The sequence below is a fragment of the Streptomyces sp. B6B3 genome (assembly GCF_039871525.1).
In the GTDB taxonomy this organism is placed as follows: domain Bacteria; phylum Actinomycetota; class Actinomycetes; order Streptomycetales; family Streptomycetaceae; genus Streptomyces.
The window spans coordinates 134846-160589 of record NZ_JBDPLU010000004.1 but is presented as its reverse complement, the minus strand read 5'-3'; the positions used below and the strand labels follow the sequence as shown (position 1 = coordinate 160589).

Sequence of the window (25744 nt, the reverse complement as noted above, 5' to 3'; positions counted from 1 at the left end):
CCACCCGGGCTCCACCTTCCCATGGTGGGCCGGGTGGTGGCTTCGCGGCCGGGTCAGGGAGCGTCGGCGGAGGCGGTCCTGACCACCGCGACGCCCAGCGGGGCGAGGACGATCGGGTCGGTGGCGTCCTTGCCGGTCAGCAGGTCCTGGCCGGCGCCGGGGAGGGGGACCTCGGCGGGGTCGGTCTCCGAATGGTTGAGCAGGAACAGGTAGTCGGCCTCCGCTGTGGAGCGCCGGGTCGCCTCCACGCAGGCCGGGGCGCCGGCGAGCAGCGGGCGCACGCCGGCGTCCGCGACGGCGCCCAGCAGCGTGTCGCGGAAGGCGTCCGCCTCCAGCCGGGTGCCGACGTAGACGACGCGGCCGGCGCCCACGGCGTTGTCCAGGATCGCGGGCCGCCCCGCCAGCTGCCCGGAGGCGTAGGAGGCGAGGACGGTCGCGGTCTCCGGGTGGATGCTGTCCTGCCAGAAGTCGGCCCGCGCGGTGGAGCCGTCGGCGAACTCGACGTCGAACGTCTCGTTCTCCCTGGCCGGCCAGTACTCGTCGACGTACCCGCCGACGAGGGCCCGGAAGGCGCCGGGGTAGGCGGGCTGGCGCACCTGGTTGCGGGCGTCCACGACGCCGGAGAAGTAGGAGCAGACGAGGGTCCCGCCGGCGTGCACGAAACGCGAGACCTCCGCCGTGAAGCGGTCGTCGACGAGGTAGGCGTTGGGGATCACCAGCACCCGGTAGCCGCTCAGGTCCGAGTCGAAGTTCACCATGTCGACGGCGTGCTGGGCCTCCAGCAGCGGCCGGTAGTGGTCGGTGACCAGGGCCGGATAGTCGAAGTCGTTGCGCGGCAGGCCGTGCGTCTCGGTCAGGCCCCACCAGGCGTTCCAGTCGAAGAGCAGCGCGACGTCCGCCCGCGAGGTGGCGCCGACCGCCTCGGCGATCCGCGGCAGTTCGGTGCCGAGGGCCTCGACCTCCTGCCAGGAACGGGCCCCGGTGCCGGAGTGCGGCAGCATGGCCGAGTGGAACCGCTCGTGCCCGCCGCGGCTGGCGCGCCACTGGAAGAACAGCACGCTGTCGGCGCCGTGCGCGATCGCCTGGTAGGAGCCGAGCCGCAGGTGTCCCGGGCGCTTGACGTTGTTGACCTGCCACTGCGAGACGCTGCTCGCGGCCTGTTCCATCAGGATCCACGGCTCGTCGCGCAGCGAGCGCATCAGGTCGTAGTTCACGGCCGCGGAGACGAACGCGTCGTCGTGTCCCGGGTTGGGGTAGATGTCGAGCGCGACGGCGTCCTGCTCCCGGGCCCACCGCCAGTAGTCGGCGTGCCGGTAGAAGCGCATGTAGTTGGTGAGGATCGGCAGGTCGCTCCGGTGCGCGCGGACGATGTCCCGCTCCATCACGTAGCACTCCAGGAGCGCGTCCGAGACGAACCGCTTGTAGTCCAGGCGGCGGGTCGGGTTGGACCAGGACCGCGGGATCTCCGGCGGGTTGACCTGGTCCCAGGAGGTGTACACCTGGGACCAGAAGCGGGTGTACCAGGCGTCGTTGAGCGCCTCCAGGGTGCCGTACCGCCTCCTGAGCCAGTCCCGGAAGGCGACCGCGCTCTGCGGCGTGTAGGGCACCGGGCCGTACTCGTTGCTGATGTGCCACATCGCGACGGCCGGATGGTCGGCGTACCGCTCGGCCAGCGCCGTGGTGATGCGGGCGGCGTGCTCCCGGTAGCGGGGCGAGGTGGGGTCGAAGTGCAGCCGGTTGCCGAAGCCGAACACCTCGCCGTCCTCCATGACCGGATGGACCTCGGGGTGCCCGTCGGTCAGCCAGACCGGCGGCGCGGCCGTCGGCGTGGCCAGGTCCACGCTGATGCCGTGCGCGTGCAGCAGGTCCAGCGCCTCGTCCATCCACGCGAAGGTGAAACGGCCCGGCTCCGGCTCCAGCGAGGCCCAGGCGAAGACGCCGAGGGTGACCAGGTTGACCCCGGCGCGCCGCATCAGGGCGACGTCCTCGTCCCAGACGGAACGGTCCCACTGCTCGGGGTTGTAGTCCCCGCCGAAGGCGAAGCCGCCGATGCGGGCCCGGAACGCCTCCATCCGGCTGGTCCCGCCATGTCGCGCCTCGTTGCTGGTCACTTGGTGGCTCCCGTGGTCACTTGATGGCTCCGGTCGTGATGCCGCTGCGCCAGTACTTCTGGAGCGAGAGGAAGAGGATGATCAGGGGGATGGTGCCGACCATGGATCCGGTGACGACGATCCGGACCATGTCGGGCTCGCTCATCGCGTTGAGCTGCCAGGAGTAGAGCCCGAGGGTGACGGGCCACAGCGTCTCGTCGTTCAGCACGATCAGCGGGAGGAGGAAGTTGTTCCAGATGGAGATGAACGCGAAGAGGTAGACGGTGACGAGGCTGGGCACCAGGATGCGCAGCACGATGGTGAAGAAGATCCGGATGTCGCCGGCCCCGTCGATGCGCGCGGACTCCAGGATCTCGTCCGGCACGGCGGCGGCCGCGTAGATGCGGACCAGGAACACCCCGAAGGCGCTGGAGAGGCTGGGCAGGATGACCGCCCAGTAGGTGTTGATCAGGCCCATCGAGTTCAGCAGCAGGTAGGTCGGCAGGGCCAGCACGGTGCCGGGGATCAGCACCCCGCCGAGGATGGCGCCCATCAGCACGTTCCGGCCACGGAAGCGGTACTTGGCCAGCGCGAAACCGCACAGCGCGGCCAGGAACGTGGCGCCGAGCGCCCCGCAGCCCGAGTAGATCAGCGAGTTCACCACCCAGCGCACGAACACGCCGTCGCGGAAGGCGAACAGGTCCTGGAGGTTCTGCCAGAGGTCGATCCGGGCGAACCAGAAGCCGAAGGACCGGTTGATGTCGTCGGTCGACTTGGTGGACGCGAACAGCATCCAGGCGACGGGGATCAGGAAGTACGCGGTCAGCGCCACGATCGTCGAGGTCAGGATGACCCGGGTGGACAGCGGCGCGCGGCTCTGCCGCCCCGGGCCGCGGCGCCGCGGGACCGGCGGCCGGCGGGGCGCGGTGACGTCAGTCATGGGGGTTCCTCTTCTGCAGCAGCCGCAGGAAGCCGAACGACAGCAGGAACGAGGCGACGGCGATGAGGACCGCGACGGCGGCCGCGTAGTGCGGCTCGTTCGAGCCGAACGCCAGGTTGTACACGATCATGTTCGGCGTGTAGTTGTAGGTGACGTTGCCGGTGATGGTGCGCAGCACCATCGGCTCGGAGAAGAGCTGGAGCGTGCCGATCACCGAGAACAGCCCGGTGACGACGATGGCCGGCACCACCAGCGGCACCTTGATCCGCCAGGCGATCTGCCAGTTGCTCGCCCCGTCGATCCGCGCGGCCTCGTACAGCTCCCGCTGGATCGCCTGCAGGGCCGCGAAGATGATGATCATGTTGTAGCCGGTCCACTGCCAGGTGGCGACGTTGGCGATCGACCACAGCACGGTGCCCCGGGACAGGAAGTCGACGTGCGCGCCGGCGTCGTCGAGCAGGTCCACGACGGGGCTGACGCCCGGCAGGTAGAGGAACGCCCACAGGATCGACGCGATGACGCCCGGCACCGCGTAGGGCAGGAAGGCGGCGAGCTGGAACAGGCCGCGCATCCTGACCACGGCCGCGTCGAAGATGAGGGCCATGATCAGGGCGAGCCCGAGCATCACCGGCACCTGCACGGCGCCGTAGAGCAGCACCCGGCCGACGGCGGCGAGCAGTTCGGAGTTGCCGAAGGCCCGGGTGTAGTTGTCGAGGCCGACGAACGTGACGCTGGACGTGCCGAAGCCGAGGCCCGACTCGGAGGCGCCGTGCACGCTCTGCCAGAGGGCGTAGCCGACCGGCACGAAGTGGAACAGCGCGAACACCGCGAAGAACGGCGTGGCGAACAGCCAGCCCATCTTCCAGTCCGCGCCGAAGCGGCGCTTGTTGCGCAGCACCGCGGGCGGGCGCGGGCCCGGCGCCTCCGTGCCGTCGGAGGTCGCCGGCGCCCGCGGGGCGGTGGTGGTGGGGGGTGGCGCGGTCACTGGACGGACAGCCCCTTGTCGCGCATCTGCGTCTCCGTCCGCCGGTCGATGTCCGCCAGCTCCTCCGGAAGCGTCGTGGAGCCGTTGATCACGGCCTGCAACGCGTCGTCGAGGTAGGCCGTGGTGTCGGTCATCGTCGGGCCCCAGACCCACGGGTTCGACGAACCGTCGGCGGTGAACACCTCGTTGACCACCTGGTCGCCGAAGTACGGGTCGGGCTGGTTGACGGCCTCGACCGCCTGCCCCTCCTCGGAGGCCGGGAGGACGCTCTCCGCGAGGATCTCCGCGCTGTCCTCGTGGGTGTTCAGCCAGGTGGCGAACTCCAGCGCCGCGTCCGACTTCTCGGTGACACTGGTCAGCGCGGTCAGCGACCCGCCCCAGTAGACCGGGGCGTCGTCACCCGAGGACCACTGCGGCAGCGGGGCGACGGACCACTTCCCCTCCAGGTCGGGCGCGTTCTCCTTCAGCGAGGCGCCGCCCCAGGCCGGCCCGATCCAGGTCAGGTAGGTGCCGTCGGCCATGCCGCGGAACCACGTCGGCTGCCAGTGCTGGTCGCCCCTGACGTAGCCCTCGTCCAGCATCCCCTGCCAGTACTCGGCGACCTGCCGGGTGGCCTCGTCGTCGATGTCGACCTGCCAGGAGTCGCCGCTCGTCCCGAACCACCGGGCCTGCGCGTTCCAGGCGAGCGAGGCCAGCCACGCGCCGCCGTTGCTGGGCAGCGCGGTGACGAAGGAGTCGGGGTGCTCCCGCTTCAGCGTGGCGGCGGCGTCCCGGTACTCGTCCCAGGTGGTGGGCGCGTCCAGGCCCGCCTCCTCGAACAGGTCGGAGCGGTAGAACAGCGCCTGGGTGCCGATGTCCTGCGGGATGCCCCACACCTTGCCGTCGATCACCACCTGGTCCCACACCGCGGGCGCGTAGTGCGACTCGATGTCCCCGCTCGCCTCCGTGATGTCCATCAGCGCGCCGTCCACCACCGTGGAGGTGAGGTTGGGGTAGTCCACCTGGACCACGTCGGGCGCGCCGGTCTCGCCGCTGATCGCGGCCTGGAGCTTGGGGAAGAAGTCGGAAGTGATCATCTGGAAGTTGACCTGGATGTCCGGGTGGGTCTCGTTCCACAGGTCGACCGGCTCCGACATGTCGGTCCAGCCCCAGAAGGTGAGGGTCTGCTTTCCGGACGCGTCGTCGTCCGAGGAGTCGCCGCCCCCGCAGCCGGTCAGGACGAGAAGGGTCCCCACGGCTGCTGCGGCGGCGAATCGGTGAGCGCGGCTGAGCGAAACTCTTCGTGTCATGAGTGGGCTCTTCCTTGAGCGTGGGTGAGAGGGGAGACGGAGACGGGGGAGACGGGCACGGTGCTGAGGCGCGGCTCGGAGCCGTCGAGCACGCGCCGGCCGTCCCGGCCGGTGAACGCCAGCAGCCGGGTGGGGACGACGGCGTCGCGCGCCCGGGAGTTCGAGGCCTCGACGCCGGTGCCGCGCCCCGTGGTGATCCGCACCCCGGCTGACTCCCAAGGCTGCACGTGGTGGGCGAAGGAGTAACAGCCGAGCACCGCGATCCGAGCCGGCCCCGCCTCGCCCGGCGGCAGCAGGCCGTCGTGGCGCAGCAGGATGACCGAGCGTTCGGCGAGGGCGCCGGCCAGCCGTCGGTCCTCGGCGTCGTCAAGTTCCGGAGCGGGACCGGTCACGGGCTCCCAGTCGGCGGCCAGCGGGCCGGGTTCGGCCTTCTGCCGGAGCACCCGCTCCACCGCCCGGTCGTGGTCGAACGTGGTAGCTGCGTCATCGAGGGCAGACACGAATGGCCTTCTCCGTGCTCGGCGGTCCGAAATTCTCGGCAACCGGATCGATCCGCCCGCAACGAACTCCGCAAGAATTGCGGGCGGGCATGACGCGCAAGCTAGGTATTGGTAAAAACGTGTGTCAAGGCAGAAGACAAAAAATGCGGCTCAGGCGGCTTTTGCATAAGTCAGTGGCGGAATATTCTGCGAGTTGTTGCGGATATTTGCGGAACGGACAACGAGGAACGGGGACGAGCATGCGCGTCGGCGGAGAGGAGTTGGCATGGCCGGCCGGGTAACGATGGCGCAGGTGGCCAGGGCGGCGGGGGTCTCCGTCTCCACGGTGTCGCGGGTGCTGGGAGACAGGCCAGACATATCGGAGGAGACCCGCCACCGCGTCGCCAGGGCGGCCGAGGAGACCGGCTACGCCGCGCGCCGCGGTCGCGGGCAGCAGCGCGGCGGCCTTCTCGACGTCCTCATCGAGGGGTTCACCACGGCATGGGCGGGCGAGCTCATCGCCGGCGCCCAGGCGGCCGCGTTCAGCCAGGGCTTCACGCTCGCGGTCACCGCCACGAGCCACCCGCGCTTCCGCATCAGCGACTGGGTCGAGACGCGCCGCGCCCGGCCACCCGAGGGCGTCATCCTCGTCCTCTCCCGGGCCCGCCACGACGAGATCACCGCCCTGGCCAGCCTGCCGGCCCCGCTGATCCTGCTCGACCCGGTGGGCACCAGCGACCCGACCATTCCCACGGTCGGCACCACCAACTGGTCGGGCGGCGCGGCCGCCACCCGGCACCTGCTGGAACTCGGCCACCGGCGCGTCGGGTTCATCGGCGGCTCGCCCGAGATGAGCTGCACGCGGGAACGCCACGAGGGATACCTCGCCGCGCACCGGGAGTTCTCGCTCGACCCCGATCCCGCGCTCACCCGCTACGGGAACTTCCTCGTCACCGGCGGGGCGGAGCACGGAGCCGCGCTGCTCGACCTCGCCGACCCGCCGACCGCCGTCTTCGCCGGTTCCGACGGCCAGGCCGCCGGCGTCTACCAGGCGGCCCGGGCCCGCGGCCTGCGGATTCCCGTCGACCTGTCCGTCGTGGGTTTCGACGACACCGTGCTCTGCGCGATGCTGGCTCCGCCACTGACCACCGTTCGCCAGCCGCTGGCGGAGATGGCGACCGAGGGCGTGCGGCTCATCGCCCAGGAGCACGCGCGGTCCGGATCGACGGCGGGCCGGCGCGTGGAGTTGGCGACGTCGCTGGTCGTCCGGCAGAGCACCGCGCCGCCAACCGGCGGGGCCGGCGGCGAGCCGGCCGGGAACGAGCCGGCCGGGAACGAGCCGGCCGGGAACGAACCAGCCGGGAACGAACCAGCCGGGAACGAGACGGGTCGGAACACGAAGCGGAGGGCGTCATGACGAAGCATCCGACCGTGCGGATGGTCACCGTGGCCCAGGCGGCCAACGTCTCCCAGAGCGTCGTCTCCAAGGTGCTCAACGGCCGCCCCGGCGTCTCCGCCCCGGTCCGCCAGCGGGTCCTGGACGCCGTCGCGGCGACCGGCTACCAGTGGCACCGCCGCGCCTCCCGCCACGGTTCGGTGGAGGTGGTGTTCGGCAGCGTGGGCAACGCCGTCAACGCGCAACTGCTGCGCGGCTTCTCCGGTGTGCTCTCGCCGAGCGGCCGGGCGCTCACCGTCAGCCACGCCGACGAGGGCGCCGAATGGCTGGACAACCTGCTCGCCCACCGGCCCGGCGGGATCGTGCTGGTGCTCTCGCCGGTGCCGCCCGCGGTCCAGCAGCGGCTGTCCGAGACGCGGCTGCCCACCGTCATCCTCGACACCATCGGCGACGCGCCGGCCGGCATGAACACCGTCGGGGCCACCCAGTGGCGCGGCGGGACGCTGGCGGCCCAGCACATCACGGAGCTCGGGCACCGGCGGATCGGGCTGATCGGCGGGCCGCTCGACCGGGTCTGCTGCCGCGCCCGCTTCGGCGGCTACCTCGCGGCACTGCGCGAGACCCGGATCCGCGCCGACCGCGCCCTCATCCGCAGCGTGCCGTTCCAGTCCGAACCGGCCCGGCGGGCGGCGCACGCCATGCTGGACCACTACGAGCCCCCGACCGCCTTCGTGGCCGGCAACGACCTTCAGGCGCTCGGCATCATCGAGGCCTGCGCGGAACGCGGGCTGCGGGTGCCCGACGACGTCTCGGTCGTCGGGTTCGACGATCTGGACCCCGCGCGTTCGGCGGCCCCGGCGTTGACCACGGTGCGCCAGCCGTTCGAGGAGATGGCGGCCGAGGCCATCCGCGTCCTGGAGGCCGTGTCGGACGACCCGTCACTCGCCCCCATCCGCCTCGACCTGTCGGTGGACCTGGTCGTCAGGGAGTCCACCGGACGGGCGCCCGCCCATCCCTCCCGGGTCCCGCGGACCCTGCTGGCGGAGCCGCCACACGGCCGCCTCGGGCCCGCCGGCTAGCGAGCGGCCCCACCGCGCCGGGGCCGGAGCCGCGCGCCGGGCCGGCCCCCGGGTGCCGGCGCCTGGCCGTGGCCACCACCACGGCCCCCAGCACCAGCGGACCACCGATCCCCAGCCACACTGGACTCCACGTCACCGCCGCCATCAGCACGAACGCCAGCCCCACCACGAACATCCCCGCCGCGGCATCGTTCCCCGTCGCCACCATCGGCCCGCCCCCTCACGAATGTGAAGGAAGTGTAGCGGAAAGGCGGGGGTCCGGCGCCTCCCGAGCGTCCGGGACGCTCAGCGGCGGGACTTGGTCTCGAACCGGGGTCCCTGGTCGGGAACGTCCGTGCCCTGCAGCTCGGTGACCAGCCGGTGCACGCTCATCAACTCGCGCAACAGCGCGTGGGTCTCGTCGCGCGGCAGGTCGGCGTCGCGCGCGACCTCGTCGAGGTGGACGGCGTCGCCACCGTGCTCGCTCTCCGCCACCGCGAGGGCGCGGAACACCCGAGCATGCGCCTCGGTGTACTCCGACGACGGCTCGACGTCCCCGCGCGCCACGGCGTCCTGCTCCCGCAACCGCGCGGCCCTGCCCGCCGCCCGCTCCCTGGCCGACTCCTCGTGCCGCTCCTGCTTGCCCCGGTGGATCGGGGCCACCTTCTCCGCGTGCGACAGCGAGGAACGGTGCGACACGTGCGTCCGCTGCTTCGAGGCCCCGGTCGTCTCGCCGCGGGCGCTCGGCGTCTCGCCGGCCTTCTGGGCCTGGTGGGCGGCCGCCCGCCGCTGCACCTCGTCGCCCTCCACCTTCTTACGCACCATGGCGGTGCCTCCCTCCTGGCCCCCTCCGACATGGGGCGAACGGATCGCCGTCCGCGTTCAGCCGAGCGAGCCGAGCAGGTCCCGGCACGCCTGCGCGCAGCGCCGGCAGGCCTCGGCGCACAGCCGGCAGTGCTCGTGCTCCCCGGAATGCTGCTCGCACTCCTCCGCGCACGCCATGCACGCCGTCACGCACACCTCCAGCTGGGCCCGGGTGATGTTCGCGTCGTAGCCGGTGTGGCGGGACAGCACCCGGGCGGTGGTCTGGCAGATGTCCGCGCAGTCCAGATCCGTGCGGACGCACTTGCGCAGCTCCGCGACCCGGTCCTCGGACAGACAGGCGTCCGCGCACGCGGTGCAGGCCTGGGCGCAGGCGAGCGTCTCCTGGATGCACCGGGTCAGCGCCTGACGGTCGATCCCGCCGAGATCGGCCGGATAGGTCTGCAGCATCTCCTTCACCGGAGCGGTCATGGGTTCCACCTTTCGCAAGCCCTCACGGGATCTGGCTCCTCCTCCGGCCACGGGTAACACCTGGCCCCCGGGCGCAAACCCGTCCGTAACGGTCAGGTCGGAGCGCGTGCGGTGACGGAACGCACACGCTGTGACCCCGGACACGTCCGGGCGGGGGTCCCGTATGCGCCGCATCAGGGCTGCGCCCGGCGGCGTCAGCAACGTGTCAGGGGTGTTCGCGGAGGTCCGTAGCGGATGTTTCCTGAGCGCGTGAGACCGATTCCGAGACCGTTTCCCTTCCCACAGGAGCAGCGATGACCGACGTCGTCTTCGTCCTGGTCACCCTCGCGGGGTTCGCGCTGGTGGCCCTGGTCGGCCAGGGGGTGACCAGGCTGTGAGCGTCGAGAACGCCGTCGGACTGGTCGTGGCCGGCCTGCTGGTCGGCTACCTGGCCCTCGCCCTGCTGTTCCCCGAGAAGTTCTGAGCGGCGAGGCGATGAACGAGACAACGACGGACGTGCTGCAGATATCGGCCGTGGTCGTGGTGCTTGCACTGGTGCACCGCCCCCTCGGCGACTACATGGCGGCCGTCTACTCCTCCCGCCGCCACCTGCGGGTGGAACGCTGGATCTACCGCTGCGTCGGCGCCGACCCCGACGCGGAGATGCGCTGGCCGGCCTACCTGCGCGGAGTGCTCGCGTTCTCCGTGGTGAGCGTCCTCTTCCTCTACCTCTTCCAGCGGGTGCAGGACCGCCTGCCGCTGTCCCTCGGCTTCGAGGCCATCCCGCCCGACCAGGCGTTCAACACGGCGGTCTCGTTCGTGTCGAACACCAACTGGCAGTCCTACTCCGGCGAGGCCGCGATGGGACACCTGGTGCAGGCCGGCGGCCTCGCCGTGCAGAACTTCCTGTCCGCGGCCGTGGGCATGGCGGTCGCCGTCGCCCTGGTGCGCGGCTTCGCCCGCCACCGCACCGGCGAACTGGGCAACTTCTGGGCCGACCTGGTGCGCGGCACGGTGCGCATCCTGCTGCCGATCGCCGCCCTGGCCGCGGTCACGCTGGTCGCGCTGGGCGCCATCCAGAACTTCTCGGGTGGCACCGAGGCGCACACCCTCTCCGGCGCCACCCAGCACCTCACCGGCGGGCCGATCGCCTCGCAGGAGGCCATCAAGGACCTGGGCACCAACGGCGGCGGCCCGTACAACGCCAACTCCGCCCACCCCTACGAGAACCCCGACGGCATCAGCAACATCCTGGAGATCCTGCTGCTCCTGCTGATCCCGTTCTCGCTGCCGCGCACCTTCGGGAAGATGGTCGGCTCGGTCCGGCAGGGCTACGCCATCGTCGCGGCCATGGGCGTCATCTGGCTGGCCGGCGTGGTGGCCGTCACGATCGTCGAACACCAGGCGCCCGGCTCGGCGTCCCAGCTCGCGGGCGGCTCGATGGAGGGCAAGGAGCAGCGGTTCGGCATCGGCGGCTCCTCCCTGTTCGCCGTGTCCACGACGATGACGTCGACGGGTTCGGTGAACTCCTTCCACGACTCCTACCAGGGCCTGTCCGGCGGCGTGCTGATCTTCGGCATGGTGCTCGGCGAGGTCGCCCCCGGCGGCGTCGGCTCCGGGCTCTACGGAATGCTGATCATGGCGGTGATCGCCGTGTTCCTGGCCGGCCTGATGATCGGCCGCACCCCGGAGTACCTGGGCAAGAAGCTCGGCGCCCGGGAGATCAAGCTCGCCGCCTGCGCGATCCTCGTCACCCCCGCGCTGGTGCTGATCGGCACCGGCCTCGCCATGGCGCTGGGCGACGGCGAGGAGAGCATGACCAACGTCGGGCCGCACGGCTTCTCCGAGGTGCTCTACGCCTACGCCTCGGCCGCCAACAACAACGGCAGCGCCTTCGCCGGCCTCGCCGCCAACACCGACTTCTTCAACACCACGCTGGGCCTGGCGATGCTGCTGGGCCGGTTCCTGCCGATGGTCTTCGTGCTGGCCCTGGCCGGCTCCCTCGCGGAACAGCGCCACGTACCGGTCACCGCCGGCACCCTCAGGACCCACAACCCCCTCTTCAGCGGGCTGCTCGTGGCCACCGCCGTGGTCGTCGCCGGGCTGACCTTCTTCCCCGCGCTCTCGCTCGGCCCGCTCGCGGAAGGACTCGCCACATGAGCACCATCACCCCGACCCGCACCCCCAGACCGTCCGCCGACCCCCCGGGTCCCGGCGCGGCGCGGCGGCCACCCCGCGTGGCGCGCGGCGCGTTCGCCCCGCGCCAGCTGTGGGAGTCCCTGCCCGAGGCGTTGCGCAAGCTGCACCCCCGGGTGCTGGTCGCCTCCCCGGTGATCTTCGTCGTCGAGATCGGCGCGCTGCTCACCACGCTGTTGGCCGTCGGCGACCCCGGCGACTGGTTCGGCTGGACCATCGCCGCCTGGCTGTGGCTGACCGTGCTGTGCGCCAACCTGGCCGAGGCGGTCGCCGAGGGCCGCGGCAGGGCGCAGGCCGAGACGCTGCGCCGGGCGCGTACGGACGCGGTCGCCCGGCGGCTGGCCGCCGACGGCTCCCAGGAGCGGGTGCCCGGCACCGAGTTGCGGGTGGGCGACCGGGTCGTCTGCGAGGCCGGCGACCTGGTCCCCGGCGACGGGGACGTCGTCGAGGGCGTCGCCTCGGTGGACGAGTCCGCGATCACCGGCGAGTCCGCGCCGGTCATCAGGGAGTCCGGCGGCGACCGCACGGCCGTGACCGGCGGCACCCGGGTGCTGTCCGACCGGATCGTGGTGCGGATCACCACCCCGCCCGGCGAGACGTTCCTGGACCGGATGATCTCCCTGGTGGAGGGGGCCCAGCGGCAGCGGACGCCCAACGAGATCGCGCTGAACATCCTGCTCGCCTCGCTGACGATCGTCTTCCTGCTGGTGGTGGTCACGCTCCAGCCCTTCGCGATCTACGCGGGCGCCGAACAGCCGCTGGTCGTGCTCGTCGCGCTGCTGGTGTGCCTGATCCCGACCACCATCGGCGCGCTGCTGTCGGCCATCGGCATCGCCGGCATGGACCGCCTGGTGCAGCGCAACGTGCTGGCCACCTCGGGACGGGCCGTCGAGGCCGCCGGCGACGTCACCACCCTGCTGCTGGACAAGACCGGCACCATCACGTTGGGCTCGCGCCGGGCCACCCGCCTCGTCCCGGTCGGCGACACGTCGGCGCGGGAACTGGTCGCCGCGGCCTGGTCGGCCAGCCTCGCGGACGAAACGCCCGAGGGCCGCAGCATCGTGGCGCTGTGCGAGGCGCAGGGCGCGGGCGGGGACGCCGCCCGGCCGGACGCCGAGACCCTGGAGCCCGTGCCCTTCACCGCCCAGAGCCGGATGTCCGGCGTGGACATCGCGGACCGGCGCGTCCGCAAGGGCGCCGTCGCCGCGGTCACCGCCTGGGCGACCGACCTCGGCGGCACCGTCCCCGACGAGACGGACCGGGTCGTGGACGAGATCGCCGCCTCCGGCGGCACCCCGCTGCTGGTCGCCACCGCCGACTCCGGCGGCGCCCGGCTGCTGGGCGTGATCCACCTCAAGGACGTCGTCAAACCGGGCATGTCCGAACGCTTCGAGCGGCTGCGGGAGATGGGCATCCGCACCGTCATGATCACCGGCGACAACGCCGTCACCGCGCGGGCCATCGCCGCCGAGGCGGGCGTGGACGATGTCCTCGCGGAGGCCACGCCCGAGGACAAGATGGCGTTGATCAAACGGGAGCAGGCCGGCGGCCGGCTGGTCGCGATGACCGGCGACGGCACCAACGACGCGCCCGCCCTGGCCCAGGCCGACGTCGGCGTGGCCATGAACACCGGCACCTCGGCCGCCAAGGAGGCCGGGAACATGGTGGACCTGGACTCCGACCCGACCAAGCTGATCGACATCGTGCAGATCGGCAAGCAACTCCTGATCACCCGCGGGGCGCTGACCACCTTCTCGCTCGCCAACGACGTCGCCAAGTACTTCGCCATCATCCCGGCGATGTTCGCGGCGGCCTATCCGAGCCTGGACAAGCTCAACATCATGGGCCTGTCCAGCCCGCAGTCCGCGATCCTCTCCGCGGTGATCTTCAACGCGCTGGTCATCGTCGCGCTGGTCCCGCTCGCGCTGCGCGGCGTGGCCTACCGGCCGATGAGCGCCGACCAGCTGCTGCGCCGCAACCTCGCGGTGTACGGCCTCGGCGGCCTCGTCGTCCCGTTCGTCGGCATCAAACTCATCGACCTGCTCCTCTCCCTGCTCCCCGGCATCTCCTAGGCATCGGTGATCGTGATGTTCCCCAGTTCCCTCAGCCCCCGCGCGTTGAGCCGCCCGCTGTGGGCCGCCTTCCGCGCACTCCTCGTCCTCACCGTGGTGACGGGCGTGCTCTATCCGCTGGCGGTCACCGGCATCGCCCAGGCCGCCTTCCCGCACCAGGCGAACGGCTCGAAGATCGTGGCGGACGGCCAGGTGGTGGGCTCCGAGCTGATCGGCCAGACCTGGAACGGCCCGGACGGCGAGCCCGACCCCCGGTGGTTCCAACCCCGGCCCTCCAACAGCGACTACGACCCGCGCGCCACCGGCTCCAGCCAACTGGGCGCCAGCGACCCGACCTTGCTGGAGATGGTCCGGAAGGCTCGGGAAGAGGTGGCCGCCTTCAACGGCGTGCCCGTCTCCGAGGTCCCGGCGGACGCGGTCACCGGCTCGGCCTCCGCGATCGACCCGCACGTCTCACCCGCGTACGCCCGCCTCCAGGTCGACCGGGTCGCCGAGGCCAACGGCCTGCCGCGCGCCGACGTCGCCCGGCTGGTCGAGGACCACGTCGAGGGCCGGGACCTCGGCTTCCTCGGCGCCGACCGGGTCAACGTGCTGGAGCTCAACCTCGCGCTGCGCGAGATCGCTCAGGGCTCGGGATGACGTGGGGTGCCCGGAGCCGGACTTGAACCGGCACAGCCCGAAGGCCAGCGAGTTTTAAGCTCACCGTGTCTGCATTCCACCATCCGGGCACAGATCCCAAACCGTTTCGTGCGTCGCGCATTGCGCACAGTTTACTGAGCCGGTCCGGCGACGTCTCGCGAACAGCCTGATTTTCGGCGGATGTTGTCCGAAAGTACGAACCCGGAAGCCGTCGCGGCGACGCCGGACCGGTCACGCGCCCGGAATGCACGTGCATCCGGAATGCTTTCATCCGGTGCCGCGGCGGCCGGCCGACACATGGCCCGGCCGCCGCGCGCCACGCCGTCCGCACGGTCACCGTGCGGGCGGCTGTGCGTGCCTCGTCCGGAGAAGCCGGAATCAATTTCTCGACGGTCGGCCGGCGGATATCGGATGCCGGCCAACTCGGCGTTTTCTCGGCCCGCCTCGTGATGTGCGTTAGGCTAAGCGGGCACAACGCCCACGTCAGCACGATAGGTCACTGATCAGATGTTTGAGCATCTCCGGCACAAGCCGCCCACCACGCTGGAAAGGGAGCGCGAGATCCTCGTCGTCTGCGCACCCCTGAGAAGCCGTGCCAACCTGTCCAGCATCGTGCGCACCGCCAGCAGTTGCGGCATTGGCAGGGTAATAGCGTGCGGTAACGGAAGAATTGACCCGGAGGTCGCCAGGGACGGTGCCGACCAGGTACGTATCGAAGTCCGCCGAACGCTGCCCGCGGTTCTCAAGGAGCTGGGCCGGCAGGGCTACACGCGAGTCGGACTGGAACAGACCACGAATTCGCAGAGCCTGCACACGTTCGAGTTCCCCCGTAAGACGGCCCTGGTCATCGGAAACGAACGCCTCGGGCTCACGGAGGAGGAACTGGTACATCTCGACGAATGCGTCGAGATCCCGGTATGGAATCTCCCCAACAGCTACAACGTGGCGACCGCCACCGGCATGGCGCTCTACGAGTACTGCCGGCAGTACCCCCGGGGCTGACCGGTCGAGAGGAGGAAGGAGGACAGGTGCATCGAGTCATTGGCCGCCGGATGGTCGACTTCTCCCCGGAGGAGTACGCCGAGCTCCGGAAGCGGTACTCAGCGGCCCTGATCGACGTGGGCACGGGCGACGGGAAGCACGTGCTGCACCTGGCCCGCGGCCGGCCCGACTGGCTGGTGGTCGGGCTCGACGCGAGCGCGGACCGGATGCGGAAGTCCTCGACGCGGGCCGCGGCGTCCCCCGCCCGGGGCGGGCTGGCCAACGCCCTGTTCGTCCGCGCCGCGGCCGAGCGGCTGCCGGCCGGGCTGGTGGACATCGACGAGGTCCACGTGCTGATGCCGTGGGGCAGCCTGTTGCGCGGCATGGTCGGGAACGACCGCGACATGCTCGCCGGGCTGGGGACGATCACGGCCCCCGGCGCGACCTTCCTGGTCACCCTCAACCTGCACGCCTGGCGCCCTCCGGTGCCCGAGGTGGGCGAGGTGCCCGAGCCCGATCCGCGGTGGGCGACGGAGCAGCTGGCGGCGACGTACGCCGACGCGGGCTGGCGGCTGGACGGGGCCGAGTACCTGGACGAGGCGCGGATCGCCGCGCTCGCCACGTCGTGGACCAAACGACTGAACGCGTCCCGGGCGCAGTTCGACGTGCTGTCGCTGACCGGCACGTTCGAGCCGAAGCCCGACCGGTAGGACGGTAGGCGGACTGGCCGCGCCTGCTCGCGGCGCGTCCTTGGCCGTCGACTCCCGCTGGGCTCCGACTCCGGCTCAGCCCGTGTCGTCGTCCCGGTCGGCGTCGGCCCCGTCTCGGGCTGGCTCAGGCTTGGCGGTCGTCGCCTTCCCTGTCAGCTTCCCCGTCGGCGTCGGCGCGTTGGTCCTGGATCATCGCGTACAGGTGGCGACGGGTCACGCCGAACGGCCGCAGCGCCTCGCCGAGGGTGCGCGGATGCACCCCCGCGTCGAGCAGCGCCCTGGTCACCTCGTCGAGGTCGCCGGACGAGGCGTCCTGGTCCGCGGGACCCAGCACCGCGACGACGGTCTCCGCGTCGCGGTTCCGCAGCGCCCCGACAGCCGCTTCCGCGGTGGTCCAGCGCATGGCCGTGCCCACGTCGAGCTCCTCGCCGGGCAGCGCCATCCGCCGTCGGGGGGACAGCGCCGCGACGGGCCGCAGCACGGCCTCGGCCTCGGCGACCGGCACGGTGAAGACGACGGGCAGCGGCGAGCCGAACCGCCGGATGACCTCCCGCCCGCGCACGGCACGGCGGTCGACGTGGCCCAGCCGAAGCGACGGAGTGACCGGCAAACCCGAGGCCAGCAGCGCCGTCTCCGCCGGCCCGGCGCCCGGCAGCCACAGCCGCGCCCCGCGTCGGGCCGCCTCGACGAGCCAGTTCGCCGCGGCCTCGACGACCTCGTCGAGCGGCGCGGTGAGCGACGCCGCGACCACGCCACCCGGCGTCAGCGCGGCGAGTCCGCCCGCGAGACCCCGCCCGCCGTCCAGATCGACCACGGCGTCGGCGGCCTCCCACAGGCTCCCGAGGCGGCCGGCGGGCCTCGCCGGACCGACGAGTACCAGCGGAGCGGGCGGCTCCAGTTCGGCGACGTGCAGGGTCACCCGGCCGCCGGGATCGCTCAGCTCCGCGACCAGCTCGCGGCCGAGGTCCGCCGCCGTGAGCGTGGCGTCGACCGCGAGCGTGTCCGCGTCCCGATGCCGGCTGCGCCGGACGACGAGCCGCTCCCCGACCTCGTGGTCGGGATTGACGACGGCGGTCCCCGAGGCCGACCCACCCGGCGTCGACAGGGTGAGGGCCACCGGACCGCGCAGCAGGCCGAGCTCGGCGGCGTCGAACTCCGCCTCGACGCCCGCCACACACGTCGACCGCTGGGTGACCTCCCGCTCGCGGGTGAGCTCCAGCGTCTTGGAATGAGTGGCTCGGATCGCCGGATGACCGACCGCACGAACCACGGTGCTGCGAGCCTTGCGCATCAGTGCCAACCCGGATCGAACAGCGGCGGAGCGGAGCAGCCCGATGCTACGTGATCGGCTGGACGGTCCGGGGACCGCCCTGGGCCGCATGGCCCACCCGGAGCGACCGGTCCAGTCACCCACGCGGGGCGCGCCCCGGCGTGTCGCGGCCTCCCGGACCGGAGCAATTCTGCCTCGGCGACGCCGCACATGGAGGACAATACGAGGCAATGATGGCCGCCTCGCACGAGTCCGAACGCGGCGCGTCACACGGCCCGTTCACTCATTCCACCGTGCCCGCGCCGCCCTGGGCCGGCGGCCACCACAGCCCTGCCCGCCCACAGCCCTGGCTGGCCACCCCTGGTCTGCCTCCAGCGCCGGCCCTCAGCCGCCGCGATCACCCTGCTCCGCACCCCGCACGACGGGGAGCCACCCGGCTCCACCACGGCGAACCCGACTGGGGTTCCGGCCCTGGTCCCGGCACCTCACCAGGAAAGGAACCAGCCACTCCCATGGCCGAGGCCCGCTACAAGGACACCAGCCTGACCGTCTCCCGCCTGGTCGAGGACATCCAACGGGGCGACATCGCCCTGCCCGACCTGCAACGGCCCTACGTGTGGCCGGCCGCCAAGGCGCGGGACCTCTTCGACTCGATGTACCGGGGCTTCCCCGTGGGATACCTGCTCTTCTGGGAGACGGAGGCGGACGCCGAGACCCGTCAGATCGGCACCGGAGGCGGCCGGCGCGTCCCCCGGCAGCTGATCGTCGACGGCCAGCAGCGGCTGACCTCCCTCTACGCGGTGATGACCGGGTCCCCGGTGGTGCGTGAGGATTACTCGACGGGACGCATCCGCCTCGCCTTCCGCCCCGCCGACGCCACGTTCGCCGTCACCGACGCGGCCATCGAACGGGACCCCGAGTACCTCGCGGACATCACCGAGCTGTGGAAGCCGGGACATCGGAGGCAGACCGTGCGCGCCTTCCTGAGCCGGCTGGCGGAGAAGCGCGAACTGGGCGAGAGGGAACGGGACTCCCTCGCGGACGCCGTCGACGGCGTCCACGAACTCGCCTCCTACACCTTCAAGGTCGTCGAACTGGCCGGCTCCCTCGACGAGGAGGAGGTCGCGGAGATCTTCGTCCGCATCAACAGCAAGGGCGTCGCCCTCAACCAGGCCGACTTCATCCTGACGCTCATGTCGGTGTTCTGGGAGAAGGGCCGCCGCGAGCTGGAGGACTTCTGCCGGGCCGCCCGCGAGCCGTCCCTGCGAGGGGAGTCCCCGTTCAACTGGTTCATCCAGCCCCAGCCCTCCCAGCTGCTGCGTGTCACCACCACCGTGGCCCTCCGACGCGCCGTGCTGAAGCAGGTGTACACGGCCCTGCGCGGGAGGTCCCTGGAGACCGGCAAGCCCGACCCGGCCCGCCGCGACGAACAGTTCGCCAGGCTCCAGCGGGCCCAGCGCAACGTGCTGGACCTCACCCACTGGCACGAGTTCCTCCAGTGCCTGGAGCGGGCCGGCTTCCGCGGCACGAAGATGATCTCCGCGGAGAACGCCGTCCTCTACAGCTACGCCCTCTGGCTGATCGGCCGGGTCGAGCACCAGGTGCCGATCGACCGGCTGCGCGAGGTGATCGCGCGCTGGTTCTTCATGGCTCATCTGACCGGCCGCTACTCCGGCTCGTTCGAGAGCCGCATGGAGCACGACCTCTCCCGCCTGAGCAGTGCCGCCCAGGACGGCCCCGGCTTCACCGCCACCCTGGACAAGATCATCGACGACACCCTCGGCCGGGACTACTGGGAGATCACCCTCCCCAACGAGCTGGACAGCTCGGCGTCCAAGTCCCCCGCCCTGATGGCCTATGTCGCCGCGCTGAACATCCTCGACGCCGACGCCCTGCTGTCCACGACCAGGGTCCGCACCCGGCTGGACCCCGCCGTGATGCTGAGGAAGGGCATCGAACGTCACCACCTCTTCCCCCGCAACCACCTGAAGAGCCAGGGCATCACGGAGGTCAGCCGGATCAACCAGATCGCCAACATGGCCCTGGTGGAGTGGAGCGACAACATCGCCATCTCCGACGCCCCGCCCGCCGACTACTGGCCCCGGCAGCTCGCCCGCAAGCAGCTCCCCGAGGAGCGCCTCGCCCGGCAGCGCCACTGGCACGCCCTCCCGGACGGCTGGGAGCACCTGCCCTACGGGGACTTCCTCGCCGCCCGGCGCACCCTGATGGCCGAGGTGGTGCACGAAGCGTTCCGCACCCTGGGCAGCCACGACTACCACCCCGTCTACCCCGCGGTCTCCGCCCCGCAGCCCGCCGAGCAGTGGATCGCTCTGGCCGACCTCCTCGCCGCCGGACTGCTGGAACCCGGCACCCAGCTGGTGCCGCGGCAGGGCAGCTACGAGGCCACCGGCGAACTCGACGCGGACGGCACCATCGTGCTCGACGGCCAGCGCTACGACTCCCCGTCCGGCGCGGCCCGTTCCCTCGGCTCCAGCGCGAACGGCTGGACGTTCTGGCGCGCCCGCACCCGTGAGGGCACGCAGACACTGGACGACCTACGTCGGGAGTACCGCGCCCGCCGCGGCTGAGTCGTTTTTCTCCCTGCCCGTACGTACGGCACGGCTCGTTTTGGCGTTCCGTGCGCGTGTAGTCCCACGAGATGGGACTACACGCGCACGGTCTCCTGAATGGGTACTTCACGCCTCTCAGGAGGCGGCGTCTTGGGGACCCTCGGCTCCTTGGCCGCCGACGGCGGGACGGGGAGAACACCGACCTGTCGGAGATCGTCCACGGTGATCAGCGGCCCGTCGGCAACGGCATCGAGTAGGCGGGTCTGTTCGGGTTCCAGCGCGATGAGGAGCCCGAATGGATACGATCTGCGGTACCTACATGATGTAGGTCTATATGTGGCATGGAGACCATCGGATTGCGCGAGCTGAACCAGAATCCGTCCAAGGCGGTGGCCAGGGTCCGGGCCGGTGTGTCGATCGTCGTGACCGACCGGGGCGTCCCGGTGCTCAGGATGGTGCCTGAAAGCAGGTGCCCAACCCGCTGCACCGCATGCTCGAAGCCGGAGACGCGTCCCCGCCCGCCGAACAGGGCATGCCGGAGATCGTTCCCGAACTGACCCCAGAGGTGGAGAGCCTCTCCGACATTCTCCTCGAAGAACGCGAGAGCGAGCGCCGCCGTTGATCTACCTCGATGCCTGCGCGCTGCTGAAGTTCATCAAGTCGGAGAAGGAGACCGAGGCTCTGCGCGCTTGGCGCGCCAGCTTGCCTGGCGGGACCGAGTTGCTCACCGACGATCTTTCTCGTCTGGAGATCACCCGCACCCTGCACCGTGCCGGCGTCGATCCCGAGCGAGTGCCGTACTACGTGGGGCAAGCGGTGCGAGGGCTCTATCTCATTGATCTCACCACCACCGTTCTGGCGCGTGCCATGGCCTACCGGACACGCAGGCTCGGCTCACTCGACTCCCTTCACCTCGCGAGCGCCGACCCGTTCCGCGTGGAGCTGACCCACTTCGTCACCTACGATCAGGAGCTGACGAGGGCCGCTGAGGACCTCGGCCTGCCGGTATGCGGCCCGTCCTGAGCTCCCCGCCCACGCCGGAAGGGCTGTTTCCCCCGGGGAAGGACGCCGAAGCCCGTCCACGGGGAGGCGCCGCCGCCCCAGCCCGGAGACCTGGAGGAGGCCGTCCTCGCCTTCGAGGAACGGAGGTGGTCCGGGGGCGCCGGCGCGACAGGGGTGACCGGGGCGTGGCCCGTGCCCCACTCGGCGGTGATCGGCTCACCGGCCTCGGCTCACCGCCCACCGGGATCAGGTCAGCGTGTTGCTCGGATGCGGGCCTATGTACCCCACGTACACGAGACCCGTGCCGGGCCCGTCGTCGTGGAAGTAGAGACGAGGCGCGACGGTGTTGCCGCCGCCGACGCACAGGTGCGCCTGCATGAACAGCCTCCCGCTCGGGTCGACGGAGACGGGCACCGGGAAGGTACGTTCACCGCGCCACTTGCCGCGGTTGCCCACCCCCTCGGACTCCTTCATCTTGACCTTGCCCGCCGAGAAGCGGTGCTCGCGATCCTCCGGCTGACGCAGACACCAGTGACGGAAGTCGCCGCCGGCGGTTCCCGCCGCAGAGGCGGCGGCGTACTCGTTCAGCGCGCACAGGGCGTCCCAGGCCACCTCGACCCAGTTGCCCACGGAATGATCGTCCAGAGCCTGGGTGACCTTCGGATCACCCGTGAAGCGGAGACGGGGAAGCTCGTCCATGCGCCGCAGGATCTCGGCGAAGGTGTCGGGCTGGCCGGTCGGTTCGTCGACCGGGGCGTGCCCGAGCTCGGACAGGCCGTGCTGGTCGAACCGCGCCTGGAGCGTGCGCACCTGATCGAGGAGCAATCCTGCTTCATCCGCTGGGCGTTCAGAGCCGTACGCCCGCGGTTCCACTCGTTGAACTGGACGGCGGCCTTGGCCCAGATGTCCGAGCCTGAGGCCACCAGCGATGCCCAGGCGCCGCGTGCCGAGTGGCTGAGCGACCTGGTCGACATCGTGGTCACACCCGGGATGCTCCACCACCTCAACCGGATCGAGGACGGCGAGGAACGCGGGCGGCCGCTCGCGTTCGCCCACGGCTACCGCACGCCTCCCGTCCACCGGGACGCCGTGCGCCAGCACCTGGAACGGCTCTCCGCGCCGCCGTCGGACAGCCTGCGGTACGCGGCCGAGGCGGCGGCCGCCGGCGCGCACGTGCTGGCCACCACCGACCCGACGAACAGCCCATGGCGCTGTACGCGTGGCGTCTGGCGGGTCGGGTGCTGGATGTCGGTGTGTTGCGGACGTTGCCGCATCGGCTGCTCCTGTCAGTTCTACTGGGACAACTTCAGGCCTGACTACACCAACAACACCACCCTCCTCACCTCGGCATTCTTCAACGAGGTGAACGACGACGCGCGGGTGACGCTCGCCTTCCACTATTGGAGCGGCGCCACCGTGACGTACCACGTGACCAAGTCGGGAACCTCGGTCACCGCCGCCGCCTGACGCGCCTGCCCCCGAGCCGGCGGGCCCGGATCACGTCATGGATTCGGGCCCACCGGGCACAGAAGAGCACATTCAGCGATGGCTCATCTGCCGACCTGGCCATCGGTCGATCAGCACCCCTTGCCTCGGAGTGGTCGCGGGACGCGAGTCGGAGACGGTAGCGCCCCCGTCATTCGCTCACCAGGCGATCGACGTACGTGAGCGTGCCGAAGCCCAACTCGTCGAAGCCCCCGCTGGTGCCGCCGTAGTCGCCACCGCCGCCCTCCGGGGAGTTGGCCAGGGCCATTTCCCGCATGCTCGGGCAGTCCTGGTTCAGCCGGCCCCAGTAGTGGTGGAAGACCCGCTCCCAGACCGGGCGCACCTGACCACGGCCGCCTTCGGAGATGACGGTGTGCACCTGCCCCTCGCAGTTCTCGTAGGTGGTGAACGGCACGTCGTCGTTGCCCAGGTTGTACCGGGCCACGTACTCACACGCCTTGCGGAACCTGTAGTCGTCCGCTGCGTAGAGGTCGACGCCCTGGCTGTAGGCCATCTCGCAGAGCGTGCCCATCAGCCCGATGCCCATCATGCTGTGGGCCTGGTCGCGCCCACTCTCCTGCCACTGGGCCAGACCGACGTCGTCGTAAACGAACGGGGCCGCGTTCATGAGGTTGCCGGTGCCCAGGCCGTCGTGGAAGTAGTCCACCGCCTCGTCGAACTGGGCCTGGTCGTCGCGCAGAATCCCGATGGCCATGATCGAGGCCATGTTGCACAGGTCCCAGTTGGCCCAGTAGTGGGACTCGCAGGTGCCGTTGTGCCGGACCAGGAAGTCGGAGTTGAGCGGATAGAAAACGTTCTGCATGAGATCCTGGAATCGGACCAGGTCGAAGCCCTCGTAGTCGCGGATGATCTCGCCGACGTTCGCGAACTGGTACCCGTAGATGCCCGACGCGAGACGGGAGTCGGAGGGGCCGGCGTCGATCGATGTGAGCGTCTCCGACCACGCGTTGCAGATGTCCCGCGCGGTGTCGCCGTGGGCGGTGTCGCCGGTGATCTTCCAGCGCAGCGCGTTCTGGTACGCCGCGTGGATGTCGTTGTAGAGGATCCCGTAGTTCTCCGGCCCCGAGCCACCGGAGCCGCGGATGATCGTCTCCTGCGGGTTGGGGGTCCAGCCGGCGGCCGAATGCGGGTTGGCGACCAGCCGGTTCCAGCCCGCGAGCCACGGCTCGTCGCCCGCGGCCACGTGCTCCGCCATCCGGTCGAACGCCTCCTGGGTGTGGAGCGCCCCGGGGTGGGTGAACGCCAGCGGCCGGGCGACGTGCGGCCGCGCCTCGGTGCCGGCGGTGCTGGCGGCGGACTGGCCGGCGTAGACGGCGCCGGGGAGCGCCAGCGCGCCGCCGCCGAGCACGGCGGCCTTCAGGAGGCGACGGCGGCCGGGGTTCTCCTCCTCCGGACGATGCGTGCCCTTCATGAGAATCACTCTTTCTGGTGTGGGGGTGGTCGGCACGTGTCCCGTGTGCCACCCCCATGGTGCCCACAGATAGAAAAGGTTCTCTATGATGCGAGGGTTTCGAAAGTTTTCGAGCTCCTTTGCGGAGCGAGGTGGATCAGTGGTGCCGAGCCAGTCCGCGGCGGCGCCGTCGGGTCGAGGCGCCGCGGACGTCGAACCCACGGGCCGGTGGAGCGTGACTGGCTGGTGTGGGGGCCGTTGTCGGTCAGGGCTACCAGCCACTCGGGGGCGCGCCGTCCCCCAGGAAGCCCTCTGGTTGCGTCCGTCGAGTCGGGTCGTCACCTCTCGCTCGACCTCGAAACCGGTCGGCGCGGCGGCCATGAGGGAGGTGGTCAGGCCGGTGACGGGTCGGCGGTGCCGGGGCCGCCGCGGCGATATCACGCAGACGAGGGCTTCGTCGCTCGTCTCCGTGTGGCGGGGTGCCTCCGGGAGGATGTCCGGGTCGTTCGCGAACCAGCCTTCCGCGCATGGCGGGCGCATCCAGGCGGGCAGGCAGCGCGGTCAGAGCTCAACCATGGCGAGATTCCGCCTGACGCACCGGGTGCGGGCGACGTTCTGGAAGCGGGGCGTGCGTGCCCGACTCGTTCAACCCACGGGCCCGACCGATCCACCGTCAGCCGTCAGTCTGGAGGGGAACCGTGTTCGACGCATCGCCGCACGCTCCGCCTCTGCCGCCTTGCCTGGTGTGTGGTGGCCGCCGCCCACGCGGCCGCCGACCCCGAGCCAGTGCCCAGGGCCAGCGCCACCTGCGCCGCGCCGCCGCCCCCGGACCCGGACCCGGACCCGGACCCGGTCAGGCGACGCGGTGGAGGTCGCCGTGGTCGACCCGGTACCGCAGGGCGTGCCCCGCGAGCAGTCGTTCCAGCTCCTCGACGGCGGTCAGGCCCAGGCGGCGCAGCTCGTTGCCGTGGGATCCGGCGATGTGTGGGGTGAGCAGCACGTTCGGCAGCTCGTACAGGGGTGAGGAGGCCGGCAGGGGCTCGGGTTCGGTGACGTCCAGGATGGCCGACAGCCGCCCGGAGACGAGTTCGGCGGCGAGCGCGTCGTGGTCGATGAGGCTGCCGCGCGAGGTGTTGACCAGGACCGCGCTGTCGCGCATCGACGCCAACCCGGCGCGGTCGATCATGTGGCGGGTCTCGACGGTGGCGGGGGCGTGGACGCTGACGATGTCGCTGGTCGCGAGCAGCGTCGCCAGCGGGACCTGCCGCGCGCCCAGTCGTGCCGCCTCGGCCCGGTCCACGTACGGGTCGTGGAGCAGCACCTCGAAGTCGAATGGTCGCAGCAACTCGATCACCCGCCGGCCGATCCTGGAGGCACCGACGAGGCCGACGCGGCGGCCGACGTTCCCGACGTGCGGGTGGATCTCGCCCAGGACGAAGCCGCGCTCGGTCCGCAGGCGCTCGCGCAGTTCGAACACGCCCTTGCCGGCCAGCAGGATCATGCCGAGCGTGTATTCCGCCACCGGCAGCGCGTTCGCGGCGGCGGCGGAGGAGACCACCACGCCCCGCTCCCAGCCCTCCGGCGGTAGCAGGTGCTTGACCGAGCCGCCGGTGTGGAGCACCGCGCGCAGCTTGGGCGCGGCCTCGAGGACGTCCACGGCGAGCGCCGGACAACCCCAGCCGGTGATCAGCACCTCCGCGTCGGCCAGCAGCTGCCGGGCAGCGGCGGCGGGGCCCGGATGCCGCAGGTCGACGACGGTGTCCGGATCGACGTCCGCGAGGGCGGTGAGCCGAGCCATGACCTCCGGCGGGAAGAGCAGCGAGAGGTAACGGGACTCCAGGGCGAACAGCACCGAGGGTCGCTCAGGCATAGGACGGGAGTCCCTTCCGGGCGGCGTAG

23 protein-coding genes and 1 tRNA gene are annotated in these 25744 nt (G+C 71.2%); 12 read left to right on the top strand and 12 right to left on the bottom strand.

From position 1 onward, the window contains the following. Positions 1–53: 53 nt before the first annotated feature. From ABGB06_RS10900 to ABGB06_RS10880, 5 genes are read right to left on the bottom strand one after another with little or no spacing between them, the layout of a single operon-like run. Positions 54–2111: a beta-galactosidase gene (locus tag ABGB06_RS10900; protein ID WP_347587809.1), complete on the bottom strand. Its 2058-nt coding sequence runs from the start codon at positions 2109–2111 to the stop codon at positions 54–56. Positions 2112–2127: 16 nt separating this feature from the next. Further along, the gene (locus ABGB06_RS10895; RefSeq protein WP_347587807.1) at positions 2128–3030 is read right to left on the bottom strand and encodes a carbohydrate ABC transporter permease; all 903 of its coding nucleotides are present in this window, start codon (positions 3028–3030) and stop codon (positions 2128–2130) included. Then, the gene (locus ABGB06_RS10890; protein ID WP_347587805.1) at positions 3023–4015 is read right to left on the bottom strand and encodes a sugar ABC transporter permease; all 993 of its coding nucleotides are present in this window, start codon (positions 4013–4015) and stop codon (positions 3023–3025) included. The genes ABGB06_RS10895 and ABGB06_RS10890 overlap by 8 nt, the downstream gene beginning before the upstream one ends. Continuing rightward, positions 4012–5304 carry a sugar ABC transporter substrate-binding protein gene (locus ABGB06_RS10885; protein WP_347587803.1) on the bottom strand — a complete coding sequence of 431 codons (1293 nt, stop codon included), beginning with the start codon at positions 5302–5304 and terminating at the stop codon, positions 4012–4014. Before ABGB06_RS10885 ends, ABGB06_RS10890 begins: the two co-directional genes overlap by 4 nt. Continuing rightward, positions 5301–5804, bottom strand: a complete 504-nt coding sequence (locus ABGB06_RS10880) for a hypothetical protein (RefSeq protein WP_347587801.1) — start codon at positions 5802–5804, stop codon at positions 5301–5303. Before ABGB06_RS10880 ends, ABGB06_RS10885 begins: the two co-directional genes overlap by 4 nt. Before the next feature lie 265 nt (positions 5805–6069). Here ABGB06_RS10880 and ABGB06_RS10875 point away from each other — a divergent pair, with 265 nt between their 5' ends. Both ABGB06_RS10875 and ABGB06_RS10870 read left to right on the top strand, forming a co-directional pair. Continuing rightward, a complete protein-coding gene (locus ABGB06_RS10875; RefSeq protein WP_347587799.1) occupies positions 6070–7200 on the top strand; it encodes a substrate-binding domain-containing protein in 1131 nt (376 codons plus the stop codon). Further along, positions 7197–8258: a LacI family DNA-binding transcriptional regulator gene (locus tag ABGB06_RS10870; RefSeq protein WP_347587797.1), complete on the top strand. Its 1062-nt coding sequence runs from the start codon at positions 7197–7199 to the stop codon at positions 8256–8258. Before ABGB06_RS10875 ends, ABGB06_RS10870 begins: the two co-directional genes overlap by 4 nt. Positions 8259–8543: 285 nt before the next feature. Here ABGB06_RS10870 and ABGB06_RS10865 read toward each other — a convergent pair whose 3' ends face one another. Together ABGB06_RS10865 and ABGB06_RS10860 are read right to left on the bottom strand one after the other, a co-directional pair. Next, positions 8544–9062, bottom strand: a complete 519-nt coding sequence (locus ABGB06_RS10865; RefSeq protein ID WP_347587795.1) for a hypothetical protein — start codon at positions 9060–9062, stop codon at positions 8544–8546. Positions 9063–9119: 57 nt separating this feature from the next. Next, positions 9120–9530 (bottom strand): four-helix bundle copper-binding protein, encoded by a 411-nt coding sequence (locus ABGB06_RS10860; RefSeq protein ID WP_347587793.1) that lies wholly within the window; start codon positions 9528–9530, stop codon positions 9120–9122. A 373-nt stretch (positions 9531–9903) separates the two neighbouring features. Here ABGB06_RS10860 and kdpF point away from each other — a divergent pair, with 373 nt between their 5' ends. The 4 genes from kdpF to kdpC are packed head-to-tail and all read left to right on the top strand — an operon-like array spanning position 9904 to position 14416. Beyond that, positions 9904–9993 carry a K(+)-transporting ATPase subunit F gene (kdpF, locus tag ABGB06_RS10855; RefSeq protein WP_347587791.1) on the top strand — a complete coding sequence of 30 codons (90 nt, stop codon included), beginning with the start codon at positions 9904–9906 and terminating at the stop codon, positions 9991–9993. An 11-nt stretch (positions 9994–10004) separates the two neighbouring features. Next, entirely contained in the window at positions 10005–11669 is a 1665-nt protein-coding gene (kdpA, locus tag ABGB06_RS10850; protein ID WP_347587789.1) for a potassium-transporting ATPase subunit KdpA, read from the top strand. Further along, on the top strand, positions 11666–13777 hold the full coding sequence (kdpB, locus tag ABGB06_RS10845) for a potassium-transporting ATPase subunit KdpB (protein WP_347587787.1): 2112 nt from the start codon (positions 11666–11668) through the stop codon (positions 13775–13777). Before kdpA ends, kdpB begins: the two co-directional genes overlap by 4 nt. Positions 13778–13792: 15 nt before the next feature. Further along, positions 13793–14416, top strand: coding sequence for a potassium-transporting ATPase subunit KdpC (kdpC, locus tag ABGB06_RS10840; protein WP_347587785.1), 624 nt, complete (start codon positions 13793–13795; stop codon positions 14414–14416). 7 nt (positions 14417–14423) lie between these two features. On the opposite strand, the gene ABGB06_RS10835 is transcribed toward kdpC, so the two are convergent. After that, positions 14424–14505: transfer RNA gene (locus tag ABGB06_RS10835), tRNA-Leu, on the bottom strand. A gap of 418 nt (positions 14506–14923) precedes the next feature. Between ABGB06_RS10835 and ABGB06_RS10830 the strand changes: the two genes are divergently transcribed. Continuing rightward, positions 14924–15418 carry an RNA methyltransferase gene (locus tag ABGB06_RS10830; protein WP_347587783.1) on the top strand — a complete coding sequence of 165 codons (495 nt, stop codon included), beginning with the start codon at positions 14924–14926 and terminating at the stop codon, positions 15416–15418. A 26-nt stretch (positions 15419–15444) separates the two neighbouring features. Next, positions 15445–16107: a class I SAM-dependent methyltransferase gene (locus ABGB06_RS10825; RefSeq protein WP_347587781.1), complete on the top strand. Its 663-nt coding sequence runs from the start codon at positions 15445–15447 to the stop codon at positions 16105–16107. 124 nt (positions 16108–16231) lie between these two features. On the opposite strand, the gene ABGB06_RS10820 is transcribed toward ABGB06_RS10825, so the two are convergent. Continuing rightward, positions 16232–17398: a DUF371 domain-containing protein gene (locus ABGB06_RS10820; RefSeq protein ID WP_347587779.1), complete on the bottom strand. Its 1167-nt coding sequence runs from the start codon at positions 17396–17398 to the stop codon at positions 16232–16234. Positions 17399–17889: 491 nt separating this feature from the next. Here ABGB06_RS10820 and ABGB06_RS10815 point away from each other — a divergent pair, with 491 nt between their 5' ends. From ABGB06_RS10815 to ABGB06_RS10805, 3 genes are all read left to right on the top strand, one after another. Further along, positions 17890–19965, top strand: coding sequence for a DUF262 domain-containing protein (locus tag ABGB06_RS10815; protein WP_347587777.1), 2076 nt, complete (start codon positions 17890–17892; stop codon positions 19963–19965). A 451-nt stretch (positions 19966–20416) separates the two neighbouring features. Beyond that, positions 20417–20569 carry a hypothetical protein gene (locus ABGB06_RS10810; protein WP_347587775.1) on the top strand — a complete coding sequence of 51 codons (153 nt, stop codon included), beginning with the start codon at positions 20417–20419 and terminating at the stop codon, positions 20567–20569. After that, complete coding sequence (locus tag ABGB06_RS10805; protein ID WP_347587773.1) at positions 20566–20970, top strand: type II toxin-antitoxin system VapC family toxin; 405 nt, start codon at positions 20566–20568, stop codon at positions 20968–20970. Before ABGB06_RS10810 ends, ABGB06_RS10805 begins: the two co-directional genes overlap by 4 nt. Positions 20971–21195: 225 nt before the next feature. On the opposite strand, the gene ABGB06_RS10800 is transcribed toward ABGB06_RS10805, so the two are convergent. Then, the gene (locus ABGB06_RS10800; protein ID WP_347587771.1) at positions 21196–21774 is read right to left on the bottom strand and encodes a hypothetical protein; all 579 of its coding nucleotides are present in this window, start codon (positions 21772–21774) and stop codon (positions 21196–21198) included. Positions 21775–21852: 78 nt separating this feature from the next. Here ABGB06_RS10800 and ABGB06_RS10795 point away from each other — a divergent pair, with 78 nt between their 5' ends. Then, positions 21853–22416, top strand: coding sequence for a hypothetical protein (locus ABGB06_RS10795; RefSeq protein WP_347587770.1), 564 nt, complete (start codon positions 21853–21855; stop codon positions 22414–22416). A 169-nt stretch (positions 22417–22585) separates the two neighbouring features. Here ABGB06_RS10795 and ABGB06_RS10790 read toward each other — a convergent pair whose 3' ends face one another. Together ABGB06_RS10790 and ABGB06_RS10785 are read right to left on the bottom strand one after the other, a co-directional pair. Beyond that, on the bottom strand, positions 22586–23866 hold the full coding sequence (locus ABGB06_RS10790) for an alginate lyase family protein (RefSeq protein WP_347587768.1): 1281 nt from the start codon (positions 23864–23866) through the stop codon (positions 22586–22588). Positions 23867–24698: 832 nt separating this feature from the next. Further along, the gene (locus tag ABGB06_RS10785; protein ID WP_347587766.1) at positions 24699–25715 is read right to left on the bottom strand and encodes a hydroxyacid dehydrogenase; all 1017 of its coding nucleotides are present in this window, start codon (positions 25713–25715) and stop codon (positions 24699–24701) included. Positions 25716–25744: the final 29 nt, after the last annotated feature.

Excerpts from the sequence above, each read along its gene's own strand:
- ABGB06_RS10860 (WP_347587793.1), bottom strand. The coding sequence starts at position 9,530 with ATGACCGCTCCGGTGAAGGAGATGCTGCAGACCTATCCGGCCGATCTC.
- kdpA (WP_347587789.1), top strand. The coding sequence starts at position 10,005 with ATGAACGAGACAACGACGGACGTGCTGCAGATATCGGCCGTGGTCGTG.
- ABGB06_RS10820 (WP_347587779.1), bottom strand. The coding sequence starts at position 17,398 with ATGCGCAAGGCTCGCAGCACCGTGGTTCGTGCGGTCGGTCATCCGGCG.
- ABGB06_RS10870 (WP_347587797.1), top strand. The coding sequence starts at position 7,197 with ATGACGAAGCATCCGACCGTGCGGATGGTCACCGTGGCCCAGGCGGCC.
- ABGB06_RS10895 (WP_347587807.1), bottom strand. The coding sequence starts at position 3,030 with ATGACTGACGTCACCGCGCCCCGCCGGCCGCCGGTCCCGCGGCGCCGC.
- ABGB06_RS10815 (WP_347587777.1), top strand. The coding sequence starts at position 17,890 with ATGGCCGAGGCCCGCTACAAGGACACCAGCCTGACCGTCTCCCGCCTG.
- ABGB06_RS10785 (WP_347587766.1), bottom strand. The coding sequence starts at position 25,715 with ATGCCTGAGCGACCCTCGGTGCTGTTCGCCCTGGAGTCCCGTTACCTC.
- kdpC (WP_347587785.1), top strand. The coding sequence starts at position 13,793 with ATGTTCCCCAGTTCCCTCAGCCCCCGCGCGTTGAGCCGCCCGCTGTGG.
- ABGB06_RS10875 (WP_347587799.1), top strand. The coding sequence starts at position 6,070 with ATGGCCGGCCGGGTAACGATGGCGCAGGTGGCCAGGGCGGCGGGGGTC.
- ABGB06_RS10830 (WP_347587783.1), top strand. The coding sequence starts at position 14,924 with ATGTTTGAGCATCTCCGGCACAAGCCGCCCACCACGCTGGAAAGGGAG.
- ABGB06_RS10865 (WP_347587795.1), bottom strand. The coding sequence starts at position 9,062 with ATGGTGCGTAAGAAGGTGGAGGGCGACGAGGTGCAGCGGCGGGCGGCC.
- ABGB06_RS10795 (WP_347587770.1), top strand. The coding sequence starts at position 21,853 with ATGTCCGAGCCTGAGGCCACCAGCGATGCCCAGGCGCCGCGTGCCGAG.
- ABGB06_RS10885 (WP_347587803.1), bottom strand. The coding sequence starts at position 5,304 with ATGACACGAAGAGTTTCGCTCAGCCGCGCTCACCGATTCGCCGCCGCA.
- ABGB06_RS10790 (WP_347587768.1), bottom strand. The coding sequence starts at position 23,866 with ATGAAGGGCACGCATCGTCCGGAGGAGGAGAACCCCGGCCGCCGTCGC.
- kdpB (WP_347587787.1), top strand. The coding sequence starts at position 11,666 with ATGAGCACCATCACCCCGACCCGCACCCCCAGACCGTCCGCCGACCCC.